We start from the raw sequence: 22,152 nt of genomic DNA, 5'->3' as shown, positions 1-22,152 counted from the left end.
CCGATTTGAGATATGTGCATTACTCCAGCGGCATCACCGTCACCCGCACTTCCGGGTCATGGCTCCCTCCCCCCAGAATCACCCCCCGCAACGGCGAAACATCGGAAAAGTCCCGGCCCCAGGCCAGGGTGATGTGTTCCAGTGCCGGCTGCACATTGTTGGTCGGGTCAAAATCCACCCAACCCGACACCGGGCAAAACACCGACACCCACGCGTGGGACGCATCCGCGCCGATCAACCGTGGTTGGCCGGGCGGTGGCTGGGTCAGCAGGTAACCACTGATATACCGCGCCGCCAGGCCCCGGGAACGCAGGCACGCGAGCATCAGGTGGGCGAAGTCCTGGCACACGCCGCGCCGGCGCTCCAGCACTTCCACCAACGGCGTGGCGACCTGGGTGGCTTCGGCATCGAAAGTAAATTCGCTGAAGATCTTCTGCATCAGCGCCTGCACACCCAACAGCAACGGACGACCGGCCGGGAAACAGTCTTCGGAGAACTCGACGAAGCTTTTCTTCAAATGCACATAGGGCGATTCGAACCGATAGCGGCACGCCTCGATCACTTCGGCCGACAGCGGCTGGCTGCTGTAGGTCAGGCCGTTGCGGGTCTGGTCCCAGGCCGGCGACAGGCTGAAATCCAGCAGCGGCCGCGCCAACACCTCCACTGTCAGCCCGGCGTTCACCAGCAGTTCATCATGGGGCCGCTCGAATGCCAGCCGGGTGATCGGGTTGCCGAACACATCCAGTTCATCCCGGCGCGAGGTCGGTTCTGGGCTGATCTCCAGTTGCTGCGAGCTGCAGCGCTGCCAGGCGCAAGGCCGCGGCCACAGGTGCGCCAGCTGCTGGGCCAGGGACACCGGGCTGTCGTAGTGGTAGTGGGTATCGTGGAAAATCTGGTAGCGGGCACTCATCACACAGACACCGTTTGCTGGCTGACATCGTCCACATGGGCAAAATGGCGCAAGGCCAGGCGATCCGAGACTTGCCCACTTTCATCGGCCACCGCTTGCAGCAGGTCGGCCAGGCCGTCCAGCGCAGCGCGCACACTGGACTCGCCGAACAGCGGATTCTCCAGGCAGCCCAGGTCAAAGCGCGCCAGGCGCTCCACCAACGGCGCCAACCCGGTTTCCCGGGGCACGCTGAAATCGTCATTCAAGCGACGCAAGGTGCGGCTCACCAGTTTCAGCTGGAACAGCACTGCGTGAGGGTTTTGCTCATCCAGCAGCAACAGGTCCAGCACCGGAATCAGCTGCGGTACCGCAAGGTAGCGCGAACGATAGGTGATGCTGCTGTTGCCCAGTTCCAGCAACCACTCCAGCCCGGCCTGATCGAACACCGCCACGCCGCGCAGGAACGCCGCCAGGCTGCTGCTGAGAAACTGCAGGCGCTCGATGCGCCGGCCCATCATCAGGAAGCGCCAGCCTTCGTCGCGGGTCATGTCGTCAAGGGCAAAGCCCGACAGCGCGGCCAGGGACATCACCAGGCGGTTGAGGAAATCCAGCAGTTCGCCGAAGTCCGGCTCTTCGCTTTCCAGCTCCAGGGCTTCGCGCTGCAACTCCACCAGCGCCTGCCAGTTTTCCCGGGACAACTTGCCGCGCACCTGGGACGCCGCCCACTGCAAGCGCTGCAAGTTGGCCCGCAGGCTCGACGGCCAGTCATCACCGAGCAACGCCGCCTGAAGCCGCTCAGGCAACTCGCCCTCCTCCGGCAACAGTCGCAGGTTCTCACCCAGTTCAACCGCTGCCTGCAGCGCCAGCGGGTCGTCTCCGTCGACATAGCGGGCGAGGACGATCCGCAACCAGCGCGCACTGTCATCACAGCGCTCGCAATAACGGCCAAACCAGAACAGGTTTTCCACCACCCGCGACGGCAGGTACGGATCACGCCGCACCAGGTCATGGGCGCCGATGGCCCGTTGGGCGCGCCATTGCTCGGTGCCATGGGCGCGTTCGCCGAGCACCCAGGTGTCCTTGCTCGCACCCCCGCGCTGCATCGACACCACTTCGGCATCGGCATCGGCGGCCACACGGGTCAGGCCACCGGGCAGTACCCGATAACCGTCGGCGCTGGCTACGGCGTACACACGCATGCCGATGGCGCGGTGCTGAAGGTGATCGTCAACGGTGTGCCAGACCGGCGCCTGGGACAACTGCGCAAGTTCCTGGGCGACATAGGCGTAAGGCCGCGCGCGCATGCGCTCAGCCAGGGCCTCGCGTTGTTCGTCGTTCAAGTCGCGGCCAAATACCGGGGTGAAGCTTTGCGACGGAAACGCCGGCTTGATCAGCAGCTCCGGCAGTTTCTCCAGGGCTTCGGCCAGCACCGGCGGCTCACCGCACCACCAGGTCGCGATGGACGGCAGGATCAGCTCTTCGCCAAACAGGAATTGATTGATCTTCGGCAGAAATCCCAACAGGCCAGGGGATTCCAGCACGCCACTGCCCAAGGCGTTGGCCACCAGCACATTGCCCTGGCGCACGGCATCCAGCAGGCCGGGCACGCCGAGGGCCGAGTCGGTGCGCAGTTCCAGCGGGTCGCAGAAGTCGTCGTCCAGGCGGCGCATGATCGCGTGCACCCGGCGCAGGCCGCTGAGGGTCTTGAGGTTCACCGTGGCGTCGCGCACGGTCAAGTCGCCGCCTTCCACCAGCGGGTAGCCAAGCTGGCGGGCGAGGTACAGATGCTCGAAATAGCTTTCGTTGAAACGGCCCGGGGTCAGCAGCACGATCAGCGGTGGCTGGTCGTCGCTCGGCGCCTGGCGGGCCAGGGTTTCCTGCAAGGTGCGGAAGAACCCGGTGAGGTGCTGCACCTGCAAGTCGCGGTACAGGTCCGGGAAGGCGCGGGACACGATGGTGCGGTTTTCCAAAGCATAACCGGCGCCGGACGGGGCCTGGGTCCGGTCGGCGGTGACCCACCAGCGGCCATCCGGCGTACGCGCCAGGTCCACGGCGTACAGGTGCAGGAACGCGCCGTCGGGCGGCTGGATGCCCTGGCACGGCCACAGGAAATTGTTATGGCCGAACACCAGTTCTGCCGGCAGCAAGCCTTCGGCGATCAGGCGTTGCGGGCCGTAGAGGTCGGCCAGTACCGCATTCAACAGGCGCGCACGCTGGGCGATGCCGGCGGAGAGTTGCTTCCATTCATCGGCGGCCAGCACGTGGGGCAGCAGGTCCAGCTCCCAGGGACGATCGGCGCCCTTGGGGTCGGCGTAGACGTTGTAGGTCACGCCGTTTTCCTGGATCTGCCGGGTCAGCAAGGCCTGGCGCTGGGCCAGTTGCGCCGGGGTGCTGCGTTGCAAGTGATCGAGCAGCCGCTGCCAATGGGCGCGAACCGCGCCGCTGTCGTCCAGCAGTTCGTGATAAGTGCCCGCGGTCAGCGGGTAACGGTCGAGCAAGTCGGGCATGGAACGCTCGGCAGAGGCAAGGGAAGTCAGATTAATTTACAAACACTGCAAATCCAGTGTGCAAGCAGGCTTGTGTGGGAGCTGGCTTGCCTGCGATGCAAGCACCTCGGAGCCTCTGTTAAACCGAGGTGATGCTATCGCAGGCAAGCCAGCTCCCACACAAACCCTGCTCCCACATTTTGAATCGCATTTAGTCATTCTTATTGGGGAAGCGCCGCAAATCCAGGGTCATCGGCAATTCATCATTGATCACCACACTCGGCACCGGCAATTTCCCGGGGCTGTGTCCCAAGCGGAAAAACCGCGCCATCCGCCGGCTTTCAGCTTCATTGGCATTCACCGGCAGGCTGTCGTAATTGCGCCCGCCCGGGTGGGCGACATGGTACTGGCAACCGCCCAGCGAGCGCTGCATCCATGTGTCCAAAAGATCGAACACCAGTGGCGCATGCACCGGGATGGTCGGCTGCAAACAGTTGGCCGGTTGCCAGGCGCGATAACGCACGCCAGCCACAAACTCGCCGACGCGCCCGGTGGGTTGCAGCGGCACCGGGATGCCATTGCAGGTCAGCAGGTAACGCTGGGGCGGCAGGCCACTCAACTTGACCTGCAGGCGCTCCAGGGACGAATCCACGTAACGCACCGTACCGCCCACCGCACCCTCTTCGCCCAGCACATGCCAGGGCTCAAGGGCTTGGCGCAATTCCAGTTCGATGCCGCTGACGGCGTAGTCACCGACCTTGGGAAAACGGAACTCCAGGTGCGCGGCAAACCATTCGGCCCGCAGCGGATAACCGGCAGCGTTCAGCTCGACGATCACGTCGGCAAAATCCTGCTCGATAAAGTGCGGCAGCAGGAAGCGGTCATGCAGCTCTGTGCCCCAGCGCGCCAGCTTCGGCGGCGCATAGGGTTCACGCCAGAACCGCGCGACCAGTGCCCGCAGCAGCAACTGCTGGGTCAGGCTCATGCGGGCGTGGGGCGGCATTTCAAAGGCACGCAATTCCAGCAGGCCCAGGCGGCCGGTGGCACCGTCCGGCGAGTAGAGCTTGTCGATGCAGAACTCGGCGCGGTGGGTGTTGCCAGTGACGTCGATCAGCAGGTTGCGCAGCAGGCGGTCCACCAACCATGGCGGGCATTCTTCGCCCGCTTCGGGCATCTGCGCGAAGGCGATTTCCAGCTCATACAACGCATCGTTGCGCGCTTCGTCGACCCGTGGCGCCTGGGAAGTCGGGCCGATGAACAGGCCGGAAAACAGGTAGGACAGCGACGGGTGGTTATGCCAATAGCTGATCAGGCTGCGCAGCAGATCGGGACGCCGCAGGAACGGCGAATCCTTGGGCGTAGCGCCACCGAGCACAAAGTGGTTACCGCCGCCGGTGCCGGTGTGGCGCCCGTCGATCATGAATTTTTCTGTGGTGAGGCGGGTTTGCCGGGCTTCTTCGTAGAGAAATTCGGTGCGTTCCACCAACTCGTCCCAGGTGGCGGACGGCTGCACGTTGACCTCGATCACACCCGGATCCGGCGTCACCCGGAAGTTGCTCAGGCGTGGGTCGCTCGGCGGCTCATAGCCTTCCAGCAACACCGGGCAATGCAGTTCTTCGGCGGTGGCTTCGATGGCGGCCACCAGTTCCAGGTAATCCTCGACCCGTTCCAGCGGCGGCATGAACAGGTACAAGCGGCCGTCCCGTGCCTCGGCGCACAGGGCGGTGCGGGTCAGCCAGTCGGCAGACTCGTCGATCTTCGGGATACGGTCTTGGCTGGCAGCTGCCTCGCCATGGCTTTGCAGTTGTGAGGTGGTCGGCAGGTCTGCCAGGTCCTGATTGGGATCGGTGGGGTGCACGAACGGATAGTCCGCCGCCGTTACCCACGGTTGCGAGGCCAGTGGCAGGCGATAACCCAACGGTGAATCGCCCGGCACCAGGCGGCAATGGTTGTCCCGCAGGTACCAGCGCCCGCTCTGCCAGCGGTCATTGGCCGCCGTGCGTGCCAGCGGCAGCACCTGGCCGATGACTTTATCCAGGCCCTGGCTGAAGACCTTGCGCAGGCGTTCGCGCTCAAGCTTATCCTCCAGGCGCGGATCTTCGGCGCTGACGTTTTGCGGCAAGGCGCCTTCGCGCCACAGGTAATAGAAATTGTCTTCGTAGGCCGGGAATACAAACTGCGCGGGCAGTTTCAGGCGCTCGGCAACGCTGGCCAGGAACCGCCCGGCCATCACGCCGTCGGCACCGTAGCTTTGCTGCTCATCGGCGATCAGCGCGCTGTTGTGCCAGATCGGCACGCCGTCGCGGCGCCAGTAGCAGTTGAGGGACCAGCGCGGCAGTTGCTCGCCGGGGTACCACTTGCCCTGGCCGAAATGCACCAGGCCCTTGGGTGCGTAGTGCTTGCGCATGCGCTGGAACAGCTCGGCGGACAGCCGGCGTTTGTCCGGGCCCAGGGCGGCGGTGTTCCATTCGGCGCCGTCGGGGTCGTCGATGGAAACGAAGGTGGGTTCGCCGCCCATGGTCAGGCGTACGTCGTCCTTGTGCAGGTCACCGTCGATCTGCCGGCCCAGGGCCTGGATCGCCAGCCACTGCTCTTCGGTGTAGGGCTTGGTAACCCTGGGCGCTTCCCAAATCCGTTCCACGGACATCTCGTGGGTAAATTCGCACTCGCAGGGTTCCACCAGGCCGCTGATGGGCGCCGCGGAAGAAGGATCAGGACTACAGGCCAACGGGATATGACCTTCACCGGCGAACAAACCGGAGGTGGCATCGAGGCCGATCCAGCCGGCGCCGGGCAAATACACTTCGCACCAGGCGTGCAGGTCGGTGAAATCCACCTCGGTGCCGGACGGGCCATCGAGGGCTTTGACGTCGGCGGTCAGCTGGATCAGGTAGCCCGACACAAACCGTGCCGCCAACCCAAGGTTGCGCAGCAGTTGCACCAGCAACCACGCCGAATCCCGGCAGGAACCGGAGGCGTTTTCCAGGGTGAATTCCGGAGTTTGTACCCCCGGCTCCATGCGGATCAGGTAGCCGATATCGGCGGCCAGGCGCTGATTCAGGCCCACCAGGAAATCCACTGCCGGCAACGGCGTGCGGTCGATACCTGCCAGATACGCGGCGAATCTCGGGGTCAGCGGCAATGTTTCGAGGTACGGCGCCAGCTCGCGCTGCTCATCGGCGGCGTAGCTGAACGGGATTTTTTCGGCGTAGGGTTCCAGGAAGAAATCGAACGGATTGAATACCGCCATCTCCGCGACCAGGTCGACTTCGATGCGCAGCTCGTCAGTTTTTTCCGGGAACACCAGACGCGCCAGGTAATTGCCCTGGGGATCTTGCTGCCAATTGATGAAGTGCTGTTCCGGCAGCACCTTCAGCGCGTAGGAAAGAATCCGCGTGCGGCTATGGGCCGCCGGACGCAGACGAACAATCTGTGGGCCGAGTTCGACCGCGCGGTCGTAGCGGTAATGCGTAACGTGGTGCAACGCGACATGAATCGACACGGCGGCCTCCTGCGAGCCAGGGCATGGAAACAAAGCGCGCAAGACTTATGCCAGAGCAGTGGTCATTGCGCTTTATCGTGGGACCCGGTGCAGTACAGCACCAAAACGGCGCGATGGCTGCCGTCGTGGTGCGAGGGTTGCACATATTTGTGGCGGGAGTGTGAGGGTGGGTGTTGAATCTACCCAGTCAACGGGCTTTGTGCCTGGCGATCACGGCTTCACGCAGGTGGCGCACTTCGACCAGCTTCTGGCGCATTTCGCGGTGGCGCTTGCTGTTAAGCAATAGCAGTGCAAGCAAGGGTAAAAGCACGCTCACGCCATAAATGAACGCATGCGGCTGATACACGATAGTGGGCAGCACACACGCGAAACAAAGCCCCAGTAACACCACCAGTGGCCCGACCCATTGCGGGTGCCCGCGCGCAATCATGAAGTTGCAGTGCACGATGACCATCGTTAAAGCGATTCCGCCGATAAAGGAGTACTTAGCGGTATCGGCCACAGAAAGATCCCGGAAATAGCTTTCAAAAAACAATGGCACCGCAAAGGCCAGGGAAAATACCGATGCCAATATCGCCCCCATGAAAACAGGAAAATACCGAGACAGAAAACCGCGAATGCTCGGTGCTTGGTTCATTGCTCGATTCCCTGATAAAAATCGACAGGAGTGATGTCCTGATACCTATCGGGTTCGGCTCTTGGTCTTCAAAGACTGCCGAATGTGGCGAATTCCTACGAGTTTAATACGCATATCTCGCTGAACAGAGCTGTTGAGTATCAAGAGGCCAAACAGCGGAAAAACCAACGCCAGGCCATAAAGAACGGCGTGCGGCGCGTACTGAATCATGGGAAGCACAAACAGAAAGCAGGCGAAGTAAATACCCACCATTACCCACACCCACGACGGGCGCCCGCGCAAAATCATGAAATTGCTATGGACCGTTAACAGGATCAGCAATGCTCCGATGAGCATGATCGAAAAGCCCAAGCCGCCAGCGAGAGGCGAATCACGAAAATAGGTCGCAAAGGAAAGCGCTGTAGCGAAGCCCAAAGAAAAATAGGCCGCAAATACACCACCGATAAAAGTAAGGAAGTAATGCCTGAAAAAATCACGAAGCGTCATCAGCTCGCTCATTCTCCGACCTCCTCATACAACCCCAATGCGATGGTTTTTACGTTGCCCGTGTAAGCACTCCCGATAAGGCCCGCCGTTGCGCCTAAGGCGTCTTTAATCTGGGTTTTGGTACTGTGTTTAAGTTGGGTCGGGGTAAAACGCTTGGGCAGTTCGCCCGACAACTGCTTGAGCTTGAGCATCTTCGATGTGAGGCGAGGGTCATTGATGGTCAGCAGTTCTTTTGTGAGCTTCGCTCTTTCTTGTCGATTCAAGCCACGAAGCACCTCGCGCAACGTCTTGCCTGTGGCCGCCTTCGCGACATTGACAAGTTTTATTGTCGTCAGGGCGGAGGCACCCACTCCAGCTAACGATACTGCGTCCAAAACCGTTGAGGTGTTCTGATACCACGCCTCGCTGTCGAGCCAATCATTTCCCTCTGGCCTTGCCACCTCGAGTACCGTTCGAGTAATGCCATTGAAACACTGGAGTGCGCTTGCACCAGCAGCCGCGTATCCGACCACGACGATGACCGAACTCGCGCCGGCGCTGAATGGAACCAAAATGGTTCCGCTGGCAATAGCCGCCCAACTGATGACGGCGCCAAAACAAGAAATGCCGGTATTCACGGCCTCACCAATCAGGCGGGATTCGCGCGGATTACTCACAACATGTTCAGCAAATTGCGTGGGGGCAATGTACTTCTGCGCCTCCCGCAGAATCACGCGCTTGGGCTTAATGCTGCAGAGGGGTTTGAATTCACGCAGGGTCACGATGTTGAAGTCAGCATCGATATACACCACACCCGCCCCCACAATGCCGGGGTCGGCGTCGATGGCGGCAAACAGGCGTGGCAGGTTGATCTGGCTTTCGATGCGCTGGCGGGCCATGAACTGGGAGCGGTTGGAGTCCATGCCGATGCCAAGCAGGGGGCTGCTCATGGGGTGTTCTTCCTTGAAATGGGTGGTGTCTGAACTGGCGCTTTCGCGAGCAAGCCCGCTCCCACATTCGACCGCATTCTCATGCTGAAACCCGGTCACATGTGGGAGCTGGCTTGCCTGCGATGGCGCTCGAATGGGCGCCACCTTAACAAACAGGCTACCCACCCGCTAGAAAGCAAAACGCCAGCACGAGGCTGGCGTTTTGCGTTTCAGGCTGCGATCAACGCGGCACCACCGGCTTGCGGGCTGGCTTCTTGCCTTTGCCCTTGGCGGCGTCGGTGCGCTCCTTGGCGGCCTGCTTGTTGCGCGCCATGGCCGCGGCCTTGGCTTGCTCGCGCTTGTCCCAAGGGTTGCTGCCATCACTGCCACGCGGCGGCAGGCCGGTGTGCTGGGTGAGGATCCTGGTGGTGGTTTCCTTCGCAACCTTGTGGCTGCCAGCCGGCGTCGAGTTTTTGCGACGGGCGCTCTGGTAGCTGTCGGTGGACGGTTGGTGCAACGGGATCAGTTGCTCCTTGCCCGGCCCGATCAGGTCGGCACGGCCCATGCGAGTCAAGGCTTCACGCAGCATCGGCCAGCCCTTCGGGTCGTGGTAGCGCAGGAAGGCCTTGTGCAGGCGGCGCTGTTCTTCGCTCTTGACGATGGTCACCGCGTCGCTCTTGTAGGTGACCTTGCGCAGCGGGTTCTTGCCCGAGTGGTACATCGCCGTGGCGGTGGCCATTGGCGACGGGTAGAACGCCTGCACCTGGTCGGCGCGGAAGCCGTTGCCCTTGAGCCACAGGGCCAGGTTCATCATGTCTTCATCGGTGGTGCCCGGGTGGGCGGCGATGAAGTAAGGAATCAGGTACTGCTCCTTGCCCGCTTCCTTGGTGTACTTCTCGAACATGCGCTTGAACTTGTCATAGCTGCCGATGCCCGGTTTCATCATCTGGTTGAGCGGACCTTCCTCGGTGTGTTCCGGGGCGATCTTCAGGTAACCACCGACGTGGTGGGTCACCAGCTCCTTCACGTACTCCGGCGACTCGACCGCGAGGTCGTAGCGCAGGCCGGAAGCGATCAGGATCTTCTTCACACCCGGCAACGCACGGGCGCTGCGGTACAGCTGGATCAACGACGAGTGGTCGGTGTTCAGGTTCGGGCAGATGCCCGGGAACACGCAGGATGGCTTGCGGCACGCGGATTCGATTTCCGGGCTCTTGCAGGCAATGCGGTACATGTTCGCGGTCGGGCCGCCGAGGTCGGAAATGACGCCGGTGAAGCCTGGCACCTTGTCGCGGATCTCTTCGATTTCGCGAATGATCGACTCTTCGGAACGGTTCTGGATGATCCGGCCTTCGTGCTCGGTGATCGAGCAGAAGGTGCAGCCGCCGAAGCAGCCACGCATGATGTTCACCGAGAAGCGGATCATGTCGTAGGCCGGGATCTTTTCCTTGCCGTACGCCGGGTGTGGAACACGGGCGTAAGGCATGCCGAACACGTAGTCCATTTCTTCGGTAGTCATGGGAATGGGCGGCGGGTTGAACCACACATCCACTTCGCCGTGCTTCTGTACCAGCGCGCGGGCGTTGCCCGGGTTGGTTTCCAGGTGGAGCACGCGGTTGGCGTGGGCATACAGCACCGAGTCGCCACGGACTTTTTCCACGGACGGCAGACGGATCACGGTCTTGTCACGGGTCATGCGCGGGCTGGCCAGGATCTGTACCACCTTGGCCTCTTCCGGGTCTTCCACCGGGCCCTTTTCCTGCTCGATGGCGCAGGCCTGGGTGTCCTGGGTGTTCACGTACGGGTTGATGATCTTGTCGATCTTGCCCGGACGGTCGATACGGGTGGAGTCCACCTCGTACCAGCCTTCAGGCGTGTCACGGCGAATGAACGCAGTGCCGCGCACGTCGGTGATGTCTTCGATCTTGTGGCCCCACGACAGGCGCTGGGCGACTTCGACGATGGCCCGCTCGGCGTTGCCGTACAGCAGGATATCGGCGCAGGCGTCGATCAGGATCGAGTTGCGTACACGGTCCTGCCAGTAGTCGTAGTGGGCGATGCGGCGCAGGGAGGCTTCGATGCCGCCGAGCACGATCGGCACGTGCTTGTAGGCTTCCTTGCAGCGCTGGCTGTAGACCAGGCTCGCGCGGTCCGGACGTTTGCCGGCCATGCCGCCTGGGGTGTAGGCGTCATCGGAGCGGATTTTCTTGTCGGCGGTGTAGCGGTTGATCATCGAGTCCATGTTGCCGGCCGCGACGCCGAAGAACAGGTTCGGCTCGCCGAGCTTCATGAAGTCGTCTTTGGACTGCCAGTTGGGCTGGGCAATGATCCCGACGCGAAAGCCCTGGGACTCCAGCAGCCGGCCGATGATTGCCATGCCGAACGACGGATGGTCCACGTACGCGTCACCGGTGACGATGATGATGTCGCATGAATCCCAGCCAAGCTGATCCATCTCCTCCCTGCTCATCGGCAGGAATGGCGCAGGACCGAAACATTCGGCCCAGTACTTGGGATAGTCAAATAACGGCTTGGCTGTTTGCATGACGGTGACCGGTGTTGAGATGAAAAATCGCGGGCGCGGAATATAGCACAAAATTTGACCAATTCCGACCTTTGCAGTCGGAATTGGCGGGCAGCGCTTTTACTCGTCTTCGAAGTTATAGCTGCCCGGCGCCAGGTTCTCGAAGCGGGTGTATTTACCGATGAAGGCCAGGCGCGTGGTGCCGATTGGCCCGTTACGCTGTTTACCGATAATGATTTCAGCGATGCCTTTATGCTCGGTCTCCGGGTGATACACCTCGTCCCGGTATACGAACATGATCACGTCAGCATCCTGCTCGATCGCTCCGGATTCCCGCAAGTCGGAGTTGATCGGGCGTTTGTTCGGACGCTGCTCAAGAGATCGGTTGAGCTGCGACAGGGCAACCACCGGGCAGTTGAATTCCTTGGCCAGGGCTTTCAACGAGCGGGAAATCTCGGAAATCTCGTTGGTCCGGCTGTCACCGCTGGAGCCCGGGATCTGCATCAACTGCAGGTAGTCGATCATGATCAGGGCGATGTCGCCGTGCTCACGCACCAGGCGTCGGGTACGCGCGCGCATTTCCGACGGGCTGATGCCCGCGGTGTCATCGATAAACAGCTTGCGATCGTTGAGCAGGTTGACCGCCGAGGTCAGGCGCGGCCAATCGTCGTCTTCCAGGCGACCGGCACGCACCTTGGTCTGGTCGATGCGGCCCAGGGACGACAGCATACGCATGATCAGCGATTCGCCTGGCATCTCCAGGGAATAAACCAGTACGGCCTTGTCGCTGCGCAACACGGCGTTTTCCACCAGGTTCATGGCGAAGGTGGTTTTACCCATGGACGGACGGCCGGCGACGATGATCAAGTCGGCTGGCTGCAGGCCGCTGGTCATGCCGTCGAGGTCGGTGTAGCCGGTGGACAGGCCGGTGATGGCGTTGTCGGTGTTGAACAAGGTGTCGATACGGTCGATGGCCTTGGTCAGCAAGTCGTTGACGCTGACCGGGCCGCCGGTTTTAGGCCGGGCCTCGGCGATCTGGAAGATCTGCCGTTCGGCTTCGTCGAGAATCTCTTCGGCAGTGCGGCCTTCCGGGTTGAACGCGCTGTCGGCGATCTCGGTGGCGATGCCGATCAACTGGCGCAACGTGGCCCGCGCACGGACGATCTGCGCATACGCCTTGATGTTGGCGACCGATGGCGTGTTTTTCGCCAGCTCGCCCAGGTAACCCAGGCCGCCCACTTGGGACGTCTGGCCTTCCTTGTCCAACTGCTCGGCCAGGGTCACCACGTCGATCGGTGAGTTCTGGTCGGCCAGCTTGGCAATGGCGCGGAAGATCAGGCGGTGGTCATGACGGTAGAAATCGCCGTCCGAGACTTGATCCAGCACGCGTTCCCAAGCGTTGTTGTCCAGCATCAAGCCACCGAGCACGGCCTGTTCGGCCTCGATGGAATGCGGCGGCACCTTCAGGGCAGCGGTTTGCAGGTCATATTGCTCAGGAGCGGAGATATCGTTCATGGCCACTTGGAATAGTTGGAGAATCAGGAGCTACAGAAAAACAAAAGGCACGACCTGTGAACAGGATCGTGCCCGATGTTAACTGCCTGGCACGCGAGGTGCCAGTCAGTTAGGTGTTGCTTAAGCTGCTACCACAACAACGCGTACGGTTGCTTCGACTTCAGCGTGCAGGTGCACGGCTACATCGAATTCGCCAACGTTGCGGATGGTGCCGTTCGGCAGACGAACTTCGCTCTTCTGCACTTCAACGCCGGAGGCGGTCAGTGCATCAGCGATGTCGTGGGTGCCGATCGAACCGAACAGCTTGCCTTCGTCACCGGCGGTGGCAGTGATAGTCACTTCCAGCTCAGCCAGTTGGGCAGCGCGAGTTTCGGCCGAAGCTTTTTTGTCTGCTGCTGCTTTTTCCAGCTCAGCACGACGCTCTTCAAACGCAGCCAGGTTGGCAGCGGTTGCAGCGGTGGCTTTGCCGTATGGCAGCAGGTAGTTACGACCGTAGCCGGCCTTAACGTTCACTTTGTCGCCCAGGTTGCCCAGGTTGGCGACTTTTTCCAGAAGGATCAGTTGCATGTGAAAATCCTCTAACTTTTAACCTTCACCGTTCGCGTTATCGGCGTCTTTCGGCGCCAGACGACCGCGAAAATCAATCAGGCCGTCGACAATGGCCAAGACCACGAGTAACGGATAGATCAGCTGCATGAACAGCAACAGCGTCACGTACAACCCCACCAGCCAGAATCTGCCCAGTCGCTTTTGCGCCACCAGCCCATGAATCAGGGACAGGCCGGCGAATACCAGCGGTACGCTGCACAACGGCACCAACAGCGCCAGGCCAAAAGTCGGCCCGACCACCATGAACGCCAGCAGCAACATCGCCGGTCCAGCGGGGATTCTGATACTGCGAAACTCGCGACCAAAACCACCCGGGTTATACAACAACGCCTGCCAGTAACGCCCAAGAATCAGGCTCAGCAAGCTGACAATCTGCAACAGTGCCGCTATCAGGCCGGTAAGCATCGGTGCAACCACTGACGCAAAGCGCGCTCGCTCCTCTACCGATAACTGCTGGTAGAGATCCCCGAGGGCCAGCGGCAGGATCTTTATGATCTCCTGCGCCAGCGCCTCGATTTGCGGGCGGAAAGCCGCGCCAAGCGCCAGTGAATACACCAACCCCAATGCCACGCTGACCAGCAGCGTACGGACCCAGGACTCACTTGCGCGCAAAACCAACGCAAGGGTCGATGAACCGAGCAGTACCAGAAGTACCCGTGGATCATCGAATTTCAACCACCAGACCAAGGCCGGCAGTATCCCCAGGGCAAGAACGCCAAGGGCGTCCTTCAAACCGCGCCGCAGAAGCACAAGGCAACCCGCGGCAGCACCCAACCAATACAACAACGGCAATGCTGCACATCCAGCCACTACCAGAGTGGCCTGCACACGACCGCGCATGATGAACTCAGCTAAGGCGCGCATGCATTCAATCCCTTACTACTTGTCGACTGCCCGGTCTCAGCGGCCGTGGCTGTCGGTGTAGGCCAGCAGGGCCAGGAAGCGGGCGCGCTTGATAGCGGTGGCCAGCTGACGCTGATAACGAGCTTTGGTACCGGTGATGCGGCTTGGAACAATTTTGCCGGTCTCGGATACGTAGGCTTTCAGAGTGTTGAGATCTTTGTAATCGATCTCCTTCACGTCTTCAGCGGTGAAGCGGCAGAATTTACGACGACGGAAGAAACGTGCCATTTGATAGGCTCCTTAAAAGGTCCGTGGATTACTCGTCAGCGTTATCGCTGTTGTCGCTGTCATCACTATCAGCGCTTTCAGCGCCTTCGTGCTCAGGACGGTCGCGACGCTCACGGCGCTCACTGCGGTTTTCTTCAGCCTTGAGCATCTCGGATTGGCCGGTAACGGCTTCTTCGCGACGGATGACCAGGTTACGGATCACTGCATCGTTGTAGCGGAAGTTGTCTTCCAGCTCGGCCAGGGCCTTGCCAGTGCACTCAACGTTCAGCATCACGTAGTGAGCCTTGTGAACATTGTTGATTGCGTAGGCCAGTTGACGACGGCCCCAATCTTCCAGACGGTGGATTTTGCCGCCGTCTTCTTCGATCAGCTTGGTGTAACGCTCTACCATGCCGCCGACTTGCTCGCTTTGATCCGGGTGGACCAAAAAGATGATTTCGTAATGACGCATGAATGCTCCTTACGGGTTGTAGCCTGCCGCTCAAAAACGGTCAGACAAGGAGTGAATGACACTTATGGATCTTGCCGAAGGGAGGCACATGCGTGCCTGCCATGAAGGCAAGGGGCGCAATTGTAGAGAAGGGGGAGAAAGGGTGCAAGGTGATTGGTGATTATTTGAACAGCCCCCATACACCACAAAAACAAATGTGGGAGGGGGCTTGCTCCCGAAAGCGATGTGCCAGTCACCAAATGCACTGACTGATACACCGTATTCGGGAGCAAGCCCCCTCCCACATTTTGACCTGCGCCAGACTTGGTTATTTCTTGGCTTTAGCCTTGGCGCCGCGCTGGCGCTGGGCTTCGAACAGGCAGACGCCCGTTGCGACTGAAACGTTGAGGCTGCTGACGCTACCGGCCATCGGCAGGTGCACCAGGTAATCGCAATGCTCACGGGTCAGGCGACGCATGCCCTTGCCTTCGGCCCCCATGATCAGGATGGTCGGGCCGGTGAGGTCCTGGTCATAAATGCTGACCTCAGCCTCCCCCGCCGTACCCACGACCCACAGGCCGCGCTGCTGGAGTTTCTCCAGGGTGCGCGCCAGGTTGGTCACGGCCACCAACGGAATCACTTCCGCCGCACCGCAGGCGACTTTACGCACGACAGGCGTCAAGGTTGCCGACTTGTCTTTAGGCACGATCACCGCCAACGCACCGGCGGCATCCGCCGAACGCAGGCAGGCGCCGAGGTTGTGCGGATCGGTCACGCCGTCGAGCACCAGCAACAGCGGTGCGCCTTCGGTGCGGTCGAGCAGCTCGTCGAGCATCGCTTCGCCCCAGACCTGGCTTGGACTGACGTCGGCTACCACGCCCTGGTGAACGCCTTCGACCCAGACGTCCATCTCGCGCCGCTCGGCCTGGCCGATGGCAACTTTGTTCTGATTGGCCAGTTCGACCAGCGCTTGAACACGCGGCTCACTGCGGCCTTCTGCCAACCACACCTGCTTGACGCGCTTCGGGTGGTGACGCAGCAATGCTTCTACGGCGTGTACGCCGTAGATTTTTTCCAGACTCATGACTTGGCCTTAGGTTTGCGCGACCCGCCGCTTTTCGCGGGGGCCGAACCCGCTTTTGGCGGGCCTTTACGGTGTTTACTCGGCTTGCTCGACGGCTTTTCCGCCTCGCGGGACTTTCCCCCAGACGCCGCTTTACCACCGCTTTTGGCTTCGTTGAGCAACTGCTGCTTCAACTCGCGGCTCTTGCGCAGCTCGGCGTTTTTCGCCGCGGCATCGCTAGGGCGGTAGGCTTCGGGGGCCTTGTCCTTGGCAGACGAACGACGCGCAGGCTTGGCTGGCGCAGGCTCGGCGACCGCTGCTTTCGCAGGAGCGCCTTTGCCTTTGCTGGCCGGGGCTGCAGTTTCGCTGCCACGTTTTTTACGGCCAGTCGGTTCAGCCGGCTTGTCAGGCATACCGAAATCGATCTTGCGCTCGTCGAGGTCGACGCGCATGACCTGCACTTCAACGGTATCGCCCAGACGGAAGCTGCGACCGGTGCGCTCGCCCGCCAGGCGGTGATGCACAGGGTCGAAGTGGTAGTAGTCACCCGGCAAGGCGGTGACATGCACCAGGCCCTCGACGTAGATGTCGGTCAGCTCGACGAACAAACCAAAACCGGTCACGGCAGTGATCACACCCGGGAACGACTCGCCCACGCGGTCTTTCATGAACTCGCACTTGAGCCAGTTCACTACGTCGCGGGTGGCTTCGTCGGCACGGCGCTCGCTCATGGAGCACTGCTCGCCCAACTGTTCCAGGGCCGCTTCGTCGTACGGATAGATCCGTGCCTTCGGAATGGTCATGGCACCAGCACGCTTGACGTGCGGGGTGTTCTGCTTGGAATGGATCACGCTGCGGATCGCCCGGTGCGTGAGCAAGTCCGGGTAACGACGAATCGGCGAGGTGAAGTGGGTGTACGCTTCGTAATTCAGGCCGAAGTGGCCCTGGTTATCGGCGCTGTACACCGCCTGGCTCAGGGAGCGCAGCATGACGGTCTGGATCACGTGGTAATCCGGACGGTCCTTGATGCTCGCGAGCAGAGCCTGGTAGTCCTTCGGCGTCGGGCCGTCCTTGCCTTTGTGCAGGGACAGGCCGAGCTCACCGAGGAACGCGCGCAGCTTCTCCAGACGCTCCGGCGGCGGGCCGTCGTGCACCCGGTACAACGCAGGAATCTCGTGCTTTTTGAGGAATTCTGCGGTGGCCACGTTGGCCGCCAGCATGCATTCCTCGATCAGCTTGTGAGCATCGTTGCGCGTGGTCGGGGTGATTGCGGCGATCTTGCGCTCGGAACCGAAGACAATCCGGGTTTCCTGAGTTTCAAAGTCGATCGCGCCACGCACGTGACGAGCGCCCAACAGCACCTTGTACAGCGCGTAGAGCTGCTTGAGATGCGGCACGACATGCCCGTACTCACCGCGCAGGGCCTTGGCTTCGCTGGTTTTCGGCTGTTCCAGGATGGTGCTGACCTTGTTGTAGGTCAGGCGCGCCTGGGAGTGAATCACCGCTTCGTAGAACTGGTAGTCGGTCATTTCGCCGGTTTTCGAGATGGTCATCTCGCACACCATGGCCAAACGGTCGACTTTCGGGTTCAGGGAGCACAGGCCGTTGGACAGCTGCTCAGGCAGCATCGGGATGACGCGCTCGGGGAAGTACACCGAGTTGCCGCGCACCTGAGCTTCGTTGTCCAGGGCCGAACCGATCTTCACGTAGCTGGACACGTCGGCAATCGCGACGAACAACTTCCAGCCGCCGGAGAACAGGCGCAGTTTGCCAGGCTTGGCTTCGCAGTAGACCGCATCGTCGAAGTCGCGGGCATCTTCGCCGTCAATGGTGACGAACGGCAGATGACGCAGGTCGATGCGCTTCTCTTTGTCTTTTTCTTCGACTTCCGGCTTGAGCTTGGCGGCTTCTTTGAGCACAGCCTCAGGCCAGACGTGAGGGATATCGTAGGTGCGCAGCGCAACATCGATCTCCATGCCCGGCGCCATGTAGTTGCCGACCACTTCAACGATATCGCCCTGTGGCTGGAAGCGCGCAGTGGGCCAGTGGGTGATTTTCACCTCGACGAACTGGCCCACTTTGGCGGCGCCATTGCGCCCCGGGGTGATCAGCACTTCCTGCTGAACCTTGGGGTTATCCGGCACCACGAAGCCGATGCCGCCTTCTTCGAAGTAACGGCCGACGATGGACTCGTGGGCACGGGACACCACTTCGACGATCACGCCTTCACGGCGACCGCGACGGTCGAGGCCGGAAACGCGGGCCAGGGCACGGTCGCCATCGAACACCAGGCGCATTTGCGCCGGGCTCATGAACAGGTCGTCGCTGCCATCGTCCGGGATCAGGAAGCCGAAACCGTCACGGTGGCCGGCGATGCGGCCGAGGATCAGGTCGAGCTTGTCCACCGGCGCGTAGGTGCCGCGGCGGGTGTAGATCAACTGGGCATCGCGCTCCATGGCGCGCAGGCGACGACGCAGGGCCTCGAGTTGGTCTTCGGTGGTCAGACCGAACTCTTCAACCAGCTGCTCGCGGCTAGCAGGCGAACCCCGATCGGCGAGGTGCGCCAGGATCAGTTCGCGGCTAGGAATAGGGTTTTCATATTTTTCCGCTTCACGAGCGGCCTCGGGATCGAGGGACTGCCAATCGGCCATTAGAGAGTTTTCACCTTGTCTATATGCGGGTTAGTTTGGCATACGCGTATTGAAACGGGAAATTTCAGGTGTCAACAAGCCCGTAAAAGCACTTTGTAGCCCTTGGAATGCACCTTGCGCGACCGTCGGCGAAATATTCCAGACTTTTTTCATGGCAGGGCTTTACAGCTCAAAATAGCCTCCGTATAGTGCGCGCCATCGACGACGGCAACGTTGTTGATGCTGCCCAGGTGGTGAAATTGGTAGACACGCCAGCTTCAGGTGCTGGTGATCGCAAGGTCGTGGAAGTTCGAGTCTTCTCCTGGGCACCAATTTCAAACTCAAGGTTATGCCTTGAGTCTCCAAAAACCCGCGAAAGCGGGTTTTTGCGTTTCAGGCCTTTGATTTTTAACAAGAATCTTGATTTATATTTTTGAATCAGGGGTTTACAGATCAAAAAGCCCTCCGTATAGTTCGCTCCATCAACAGCGCAAGCGTTGATAATGCCCAGGTGGTGAAATTGGTAGACACGCCAGCTTCAGGTGCTGGTGATCGCAAGGTCGTGGAAGTTCGAGTCTTCTCCTGGGCACCAAATTCAGATCAAACCCGCGAAAGCGGGTTTTTTCGTTTCCGGGGTTTGAAAAACTGACCGGTGATTTCCCCCCTCGTCCGCACTTGAGAAGTTTTATCGTTTATCCTTGTAAGGATTTGTTGCACTCAAGTGAGGAAAACCCCGGATGATGATCCGCGATACCCGTCTCAAGACATCCCTTCTGCGTGGCCTGACCATCACTCTGCTCGGCCTGACCCTGCTCTCGCCCGCTGCCTATTCTGCCGACAAGGTTGCACTGACCTTGTACAACGGCCAACACAAGGAGGTCGGCGATGAACTTGCCAAGGCCTTCGAAGCCAAGACCGGCATCCACGTCAATGTGCGCAAGGGCAGCAGCAACCAGCTGGCCAGCCAGGTCGTCGAAGAAGGTGACCGCTCCCCTGCCGACGTGATCTACACCGAAGAATCGCCGCCGCTGAATAAACTCGGCGAGCAAGGCCTGCTGGCAACCATCGACGCCAGCACCCTCGACGTCCTGCCGAAGGAATATGTGGCCGCCAACGGCGCCTGGATGGGCGTGACCGCACGCACCCGCGTCGTGGCCTTCAACCCGAAGCTGATCGCCGAGAAAGACCTGCCCAAGTCGGTACTGGATTTCGCCGGGCCCGAGTGGCAAGGCAAGGTCGGTTTCGTGCCCACCAGCGGCGCGTTCCAGGAACAAGCCGTAGCGATCATCAAGCTGCACGGTCGCGAAGCGGCTGAAGAGTGGCTGACCGGCCTGCGCGCTTTCGGCAAGGTCTACAGCAACAACATGGTTGCGCTCAAGGCCGTGGAAAATGGCGAAGTCGCCACTGTCTTGGTGAACAACTACTACTGGTTCGCCCTGAAGAAAGAAAAAACCAACCTGGATTCGCAGCTGCACTACTTCACCAACGGCGATGCCGGTGGCCTGATCACCGTGTCTGCCGCGGCTGCACTGAAATCCAGCAAGCATCCAAAGGAAGCCCAGCAACTGCTGGCATTCATGGCCAGCGAAGAAGGCCAGCGGGTGATCACCGACACTTCCGCCGAATACCCGTTGCGCAAGGGCATGGAATCCAACCGTGGCCTCAAGCCTTTCAGCGAGCTGCAACCGCCGAAAGTCACCCCTGCCGACCTGGGCAACGCCGAAGAAGCCCTGGAACTGGAACGTGACGTTGGCTTGAACTGATGAACCCATCGCTCCCCGCCCCCGCCTTGCGCGGGGGTTTTACGCCGAGACGCAAACGCCCTTCGATCTGGTTGCTGCTACCAGTCCTGCTACTGGTAGGCCTGAGCCTGTTGCCGCTGGCATATGTCGGCCTCAAGGCCTGGCAGGCAGGATGGGCCGAGGCGGTGCATTTGCTGTGGCGACCCTATGTATTCGGGTTGCTGCGCAACACCCTGGCGCTGATGGTCGGCGTCACCGTGGCCTGCGGCGTGATCGGCTTGTCCCTGGCCTGGCTGCTGGAACGCAGCAACCTGCCGGGGCGGCGGATCTGGGGAGTGATCCTGTGCCTGCCGTTCGCGGTGCCGGCGTTTGTCAGCAGCTTTACCTGGGTTTCGTTAAGCGCCAACTTTGAAGGGTTGGGCGGAGCGATCCTGGTGATGACCCTGTCCAAATACCCGCTGGTGTTTCTGCCGGTGGCGGCAACCCTGCGCAATCTTGATCCATCCCTGGAAGAATCGGCCCGCACCCTCGGACTGAATCGCTGGGGCGTATTCTTTCGCATCACCTTGCCGCTGCTGTGGCCGTCGCTGCTGGCCGGGGCACTGTTGATTGCCCTGCATATGCTGGTGGAGTTCGGCGCGCTGTCGATCATCGGCTTGCAGACGTTTACCACCGCGATCTACCAGCAATTCGAGCTGGAGTTCAGCAACGCCAATGCGGCGATGCTTTCGGCGGTGCTGCTGGTGATGTGCCTGACGCTGCTCTGGCTGGAGCTGCGGGTGCGCGGCAAGGGCCGACACGTGCGTACCGGCCAGGGCGCGGCGCGGCATGCCGAACAGGTTCGACTCGGCAAATGGGCGGCGCTGGGGCAGCTGTATTGCCTGCTCCTGGCGATCATCGGCAGCGGCATTCCACTGGGCATGCTCGGTTATTGGCTGGCAGTGGGCAGTTCGGCGGCATTTCCGATAGCCGAGATCAGCGAGGCGCTGCTTTCTTCGTTGGCGCTATCCCTGGGCGGCGCCGCGCTTTGCCTGTTGTTTGCCGTGCCGGTGGGTTTGCTGGTGGTGCGCTACAAGGGCCAGCTCGCACTGTGGGCCGAGCGCCTGCCGTACCTGCTGCACGCCCTGCCCGGCCTGGTGATTGCGCTGACACTGGTGTATTTCGCCCTGCATTACGTGCCGGCGCTGTATCAAACGTCGGCGTTGCTGCTGATCGCTTATGCGCTGCTGTTTTTGCCCCTGGCCCAGGCGCCGATCCGCACGGCGCTGAACAAGGCAGCACCACAGCTGGAAGAGGCGGCGAGAACGCTGGGCGCGTCGTCGCTCAGTGCGTTTTGCCGGGTGACGCTGCCGATTATTTTCCCGGCATTGGGGGCGGCGTTTGCGCTGGTATTCCTGGATGCGATGAAGGAATTGACGGCGACGTTACTGCTTAGTCCGACCGGGCTGAATACCTTGGCGACTGCCGTGTGGGCGCACACCTCGAATGTGGAATTCGCGGCAGCGGCGCCCTATGCGGCATTGTTGATTCTAGTGTCGGGGCTGCCGGTGTATCTGCTGACGACCCGGATGTATCTGAGCCGCTGAATCAGCCATCGCAG

General features: G+C 61.0%; 16 protein-coding genes and 2 tRNA genes. 4 read left to right on the top strand and 14 right to left on the bottom strand.

The window, feature by feature from the left end; translation table 11 throughout:
- Window positions 1-19 precede the first annotated feature (19 nt).
- The 14 genes from QF039_RS32130 to rnr all read right to left on the bottom strand — a co-directional run bounded on the left by QF039_RS32130 (window position 20) and on the right by rnr (window position 18,831).
- Window positions 20-910, bottom strand: a complete 891-nt coding sequence (locus QF039_RS32130) for a transglutaminase family protein (RefSeq protein ID WP_003217471.1) — start codon at window positions 908-910, stop codon at window positions 20-22.
- The gene (locus QF039_RS32125) at window positions 910-3,396 is read right to left on the bottom strand and encodes a circularly permuted type 2 ATP-grasp protein (protein WP_307522541.1); all 2,487 of its coding nucleotides are present in this window, start codon (window positions 3,394-3,396) and stop codon (window positions 910-912) included. Before QF039_RS32125 ends, QF039_RS32130 begins: the two co-directional genes overlap by 1 nt.
- Window positions 3,397-3,586: 190 nt before the next feature.
- On the bottom strand, window positions 3,587-6,877 hold the full coding sequence (locus QF039_RS32120) for a DUF2126 domain-containing protein (protein ID WP_003217475.1): 3,291 nt from the start codon (window positions 6,875-6,877) through the stop codon (window positions 3,587-3,589).
- Window positions 6,878-7,064: 187 nt separating this feature from the next.
- On the bottom strand, window positions 7,065-7,514 hold the full coding sequence (locus QF039_RS32115; protein WP_087692472.1) for a hypothetical protein: 450 nt from the start codon (window positions 7,512-7,514) through the stop codon (window positions 7,065-7,067).
- A 45-nt stretch (window positions 7,515-7,559) separates the two neighbouring features.
- The gene (locus QF039_RS32110) at window positions 7,560-8,012 is read right to left on the bottom strand and encodes a hypothetical protein (RefSeq protein ID WP_008439089.1); all 453 of its coding nucleotides are present in this window, start codon (window positions 8,010-8,012) and stop codon (window positions 7,560-7,562) included.
- Window positions 8,009-8,929 (bottom strand): hypothetical protein, encoded by a 921-nt coding sequence (locus tag QF039_RS32105; protein ID WP_008439090.1) that lies wholly within the window; start codon window positions 8,927-8,929, stop codon window positions 8,009-8,011. Before QF039_RS32105 ends, QF039_RS32110 begins: the two co-directional genes overlap by 4 nt.
- Window positions 8,930-9,149: 220 nt before the next feature.
- Entirely contained in the window at window positions 9,150-11,453 is a 2,304-nt protein-coding gene (locus tag QF039_RS32100; RefSeq protein ID WP_008439091.1) for a YgiQ family radical SAM protein, read from the bottom strand.
- A gap of 99 nt (window positions 11,454-11,552) precedes the next feature.
- Entirely contained in the window at window positions 11,553-12,947 is a 1,395-nt protein-coding gene (dnaB, locus tag QF039_RS32095) for a replicative DNA helicase (RefSeq protein ID WP_003217484.1), read from the bottom strand.
- A gap of 120 nt (window positions 12,948-13,067) precedes the next feature.
- A complete protein-coding gene (gene rplI / locus QF039_RS32090; RefSeq protein WP_003171376.1) occupies window positions 13,068-13,514 on the bottom strand; it encodes a 50S ribosomal protein L9 in 447 nt (148 codons plus the stop codon).
- Between the two features lie 18 nt (window positions 13,515-13,532).
- The gene (locus QF039_RS32085) at window positions 13,533-14,420 is read right to left on the bottom strand and encodes a hypothetical protein (RefSeq protein ID WP_003217488.1); all 888 of its coding nucleotides are present in this window, start codon (window positions 14,418-14,420) and stop codon (window positions 13,533-13,535) included.
- A gap of 36 nt (window positions 14,421-14,456) precedes the next feature.
- Window positions 14,457-14,687: a 30S ribosomal protein S18 gene (gene rpsR, locus QF039_RS32080; RefSeq protein ID WP_002551829.1), complete on the bottom strand. Its 231-nt coding sequence runs from the start codon at window positions 14,685-14,687 to the stop codon at window positions 14,457-14,459.
- A 28-nt stretch (window positions 14,688-14,715) separates the two neighbouring features.
- On the bottom strand, window positions 14,716-15,138 hold the full coding sequence (gene rpsF, locus QF039_RS32075) for a 30S ribosomal protein S6 (protein WP_003217491.1): 423 nt from the start codon (window positions 15,136-15,138) through the stop codon (window positions 14,716-14,718).
- Window positions 15,139-15,445: 307 nt separating this feature from the next.
- The gene (gene rlmB / locus QF039_RS32070) at window positions 15,446-16,201 is read right to left on the bottom strand and encodes a 23S rRNA (guanosine(2251)-2'-O)-methyltransferase RlmB (protein ID WP_003217493.1); all 756 of its coding nucleotides are present in this window, start codon (window positions 16,199-16,201) and stop codon (window positions 15,446-15,448) included.
- The gene (gene rnr / locus QF039_RS32065) at window positions 16,198-18,831 is read right to left on the bottom strand and encodes a ribonuclease R (RefSeq protein ID WP_003217496.1); all 2,634 of its coding nucleotides are present in this window, start codon (window positions 18,829-18,831) and stop codon (window positions 16,198-16,200) included. Before rnr ends, rlmB begins: the two co-directional genes overlap by 4 nt.
- A gap of 224 nt (window positions 18,832-19,055) precedes the next feature.
- On the opposite strand from rnr, the gene QF039_RS32060 reads away from it, so the two are divergent.
- The 4 genes from QF039_RS32060 to QF039_RS32045 all read left to right on the top strand — a co-directional run bounded on the left by QF039_RS32060 (window position 19,056) and on the right by QF039_RS32045 (window position 22,138).
- Window positions 19,056-19,142: transfer RNA gene (locus QF039_RS32060), tRNA-Leu, on the top strand.
- A 173-nt stretch (window positions 19,143-19,315) separates the two neighbouring features.
- Window positions 19,316-19,402, top strand: a tRNA-Leu gene (locus tag QF039_RS32055).
- Between the two features lie 145 nt (window positions 19,403-19,547).
- Window positions 19,548-20,573, top strand: coding sequence for an extracellular solute-binding protein (locus tag QF039_RS32050; protein WP_307522531.1), 1,026 nt, complete (start codon window positions 19,548-19,550; stop codon window positions 20,571-20,573).
- Entirely contained in the window at window positions 20,573-22,138 is a 1,566-nt protein-coding gene (locus tag QF039_RS32045; RefSeq protein ID WP_307522529.1) for an iron ABC transporter permease, read from the top strand. The genes QF039_RS32050 and QF039_RS32045 overlap by 1 nt, the downstream gene beginning before the upstream one ends.
- The last annotated feature ends 14 nt before the right edge of the window (window positions 22,139-22,152 follow it).

It is taken from the genome of Pseudomonas sp. W2I6, from assembly GCF_030815935.1.
GTDB lineage: Bacteria > Pseudomonadota > Gammaproteobacteria > Pseudomonadales > Pseudomonadaceae > Aquipseudomonas.
Note: the sequence above shows the minus strand (reverse complement) of the source record. Positions and strands in the feature narration are given on the sequence as shown.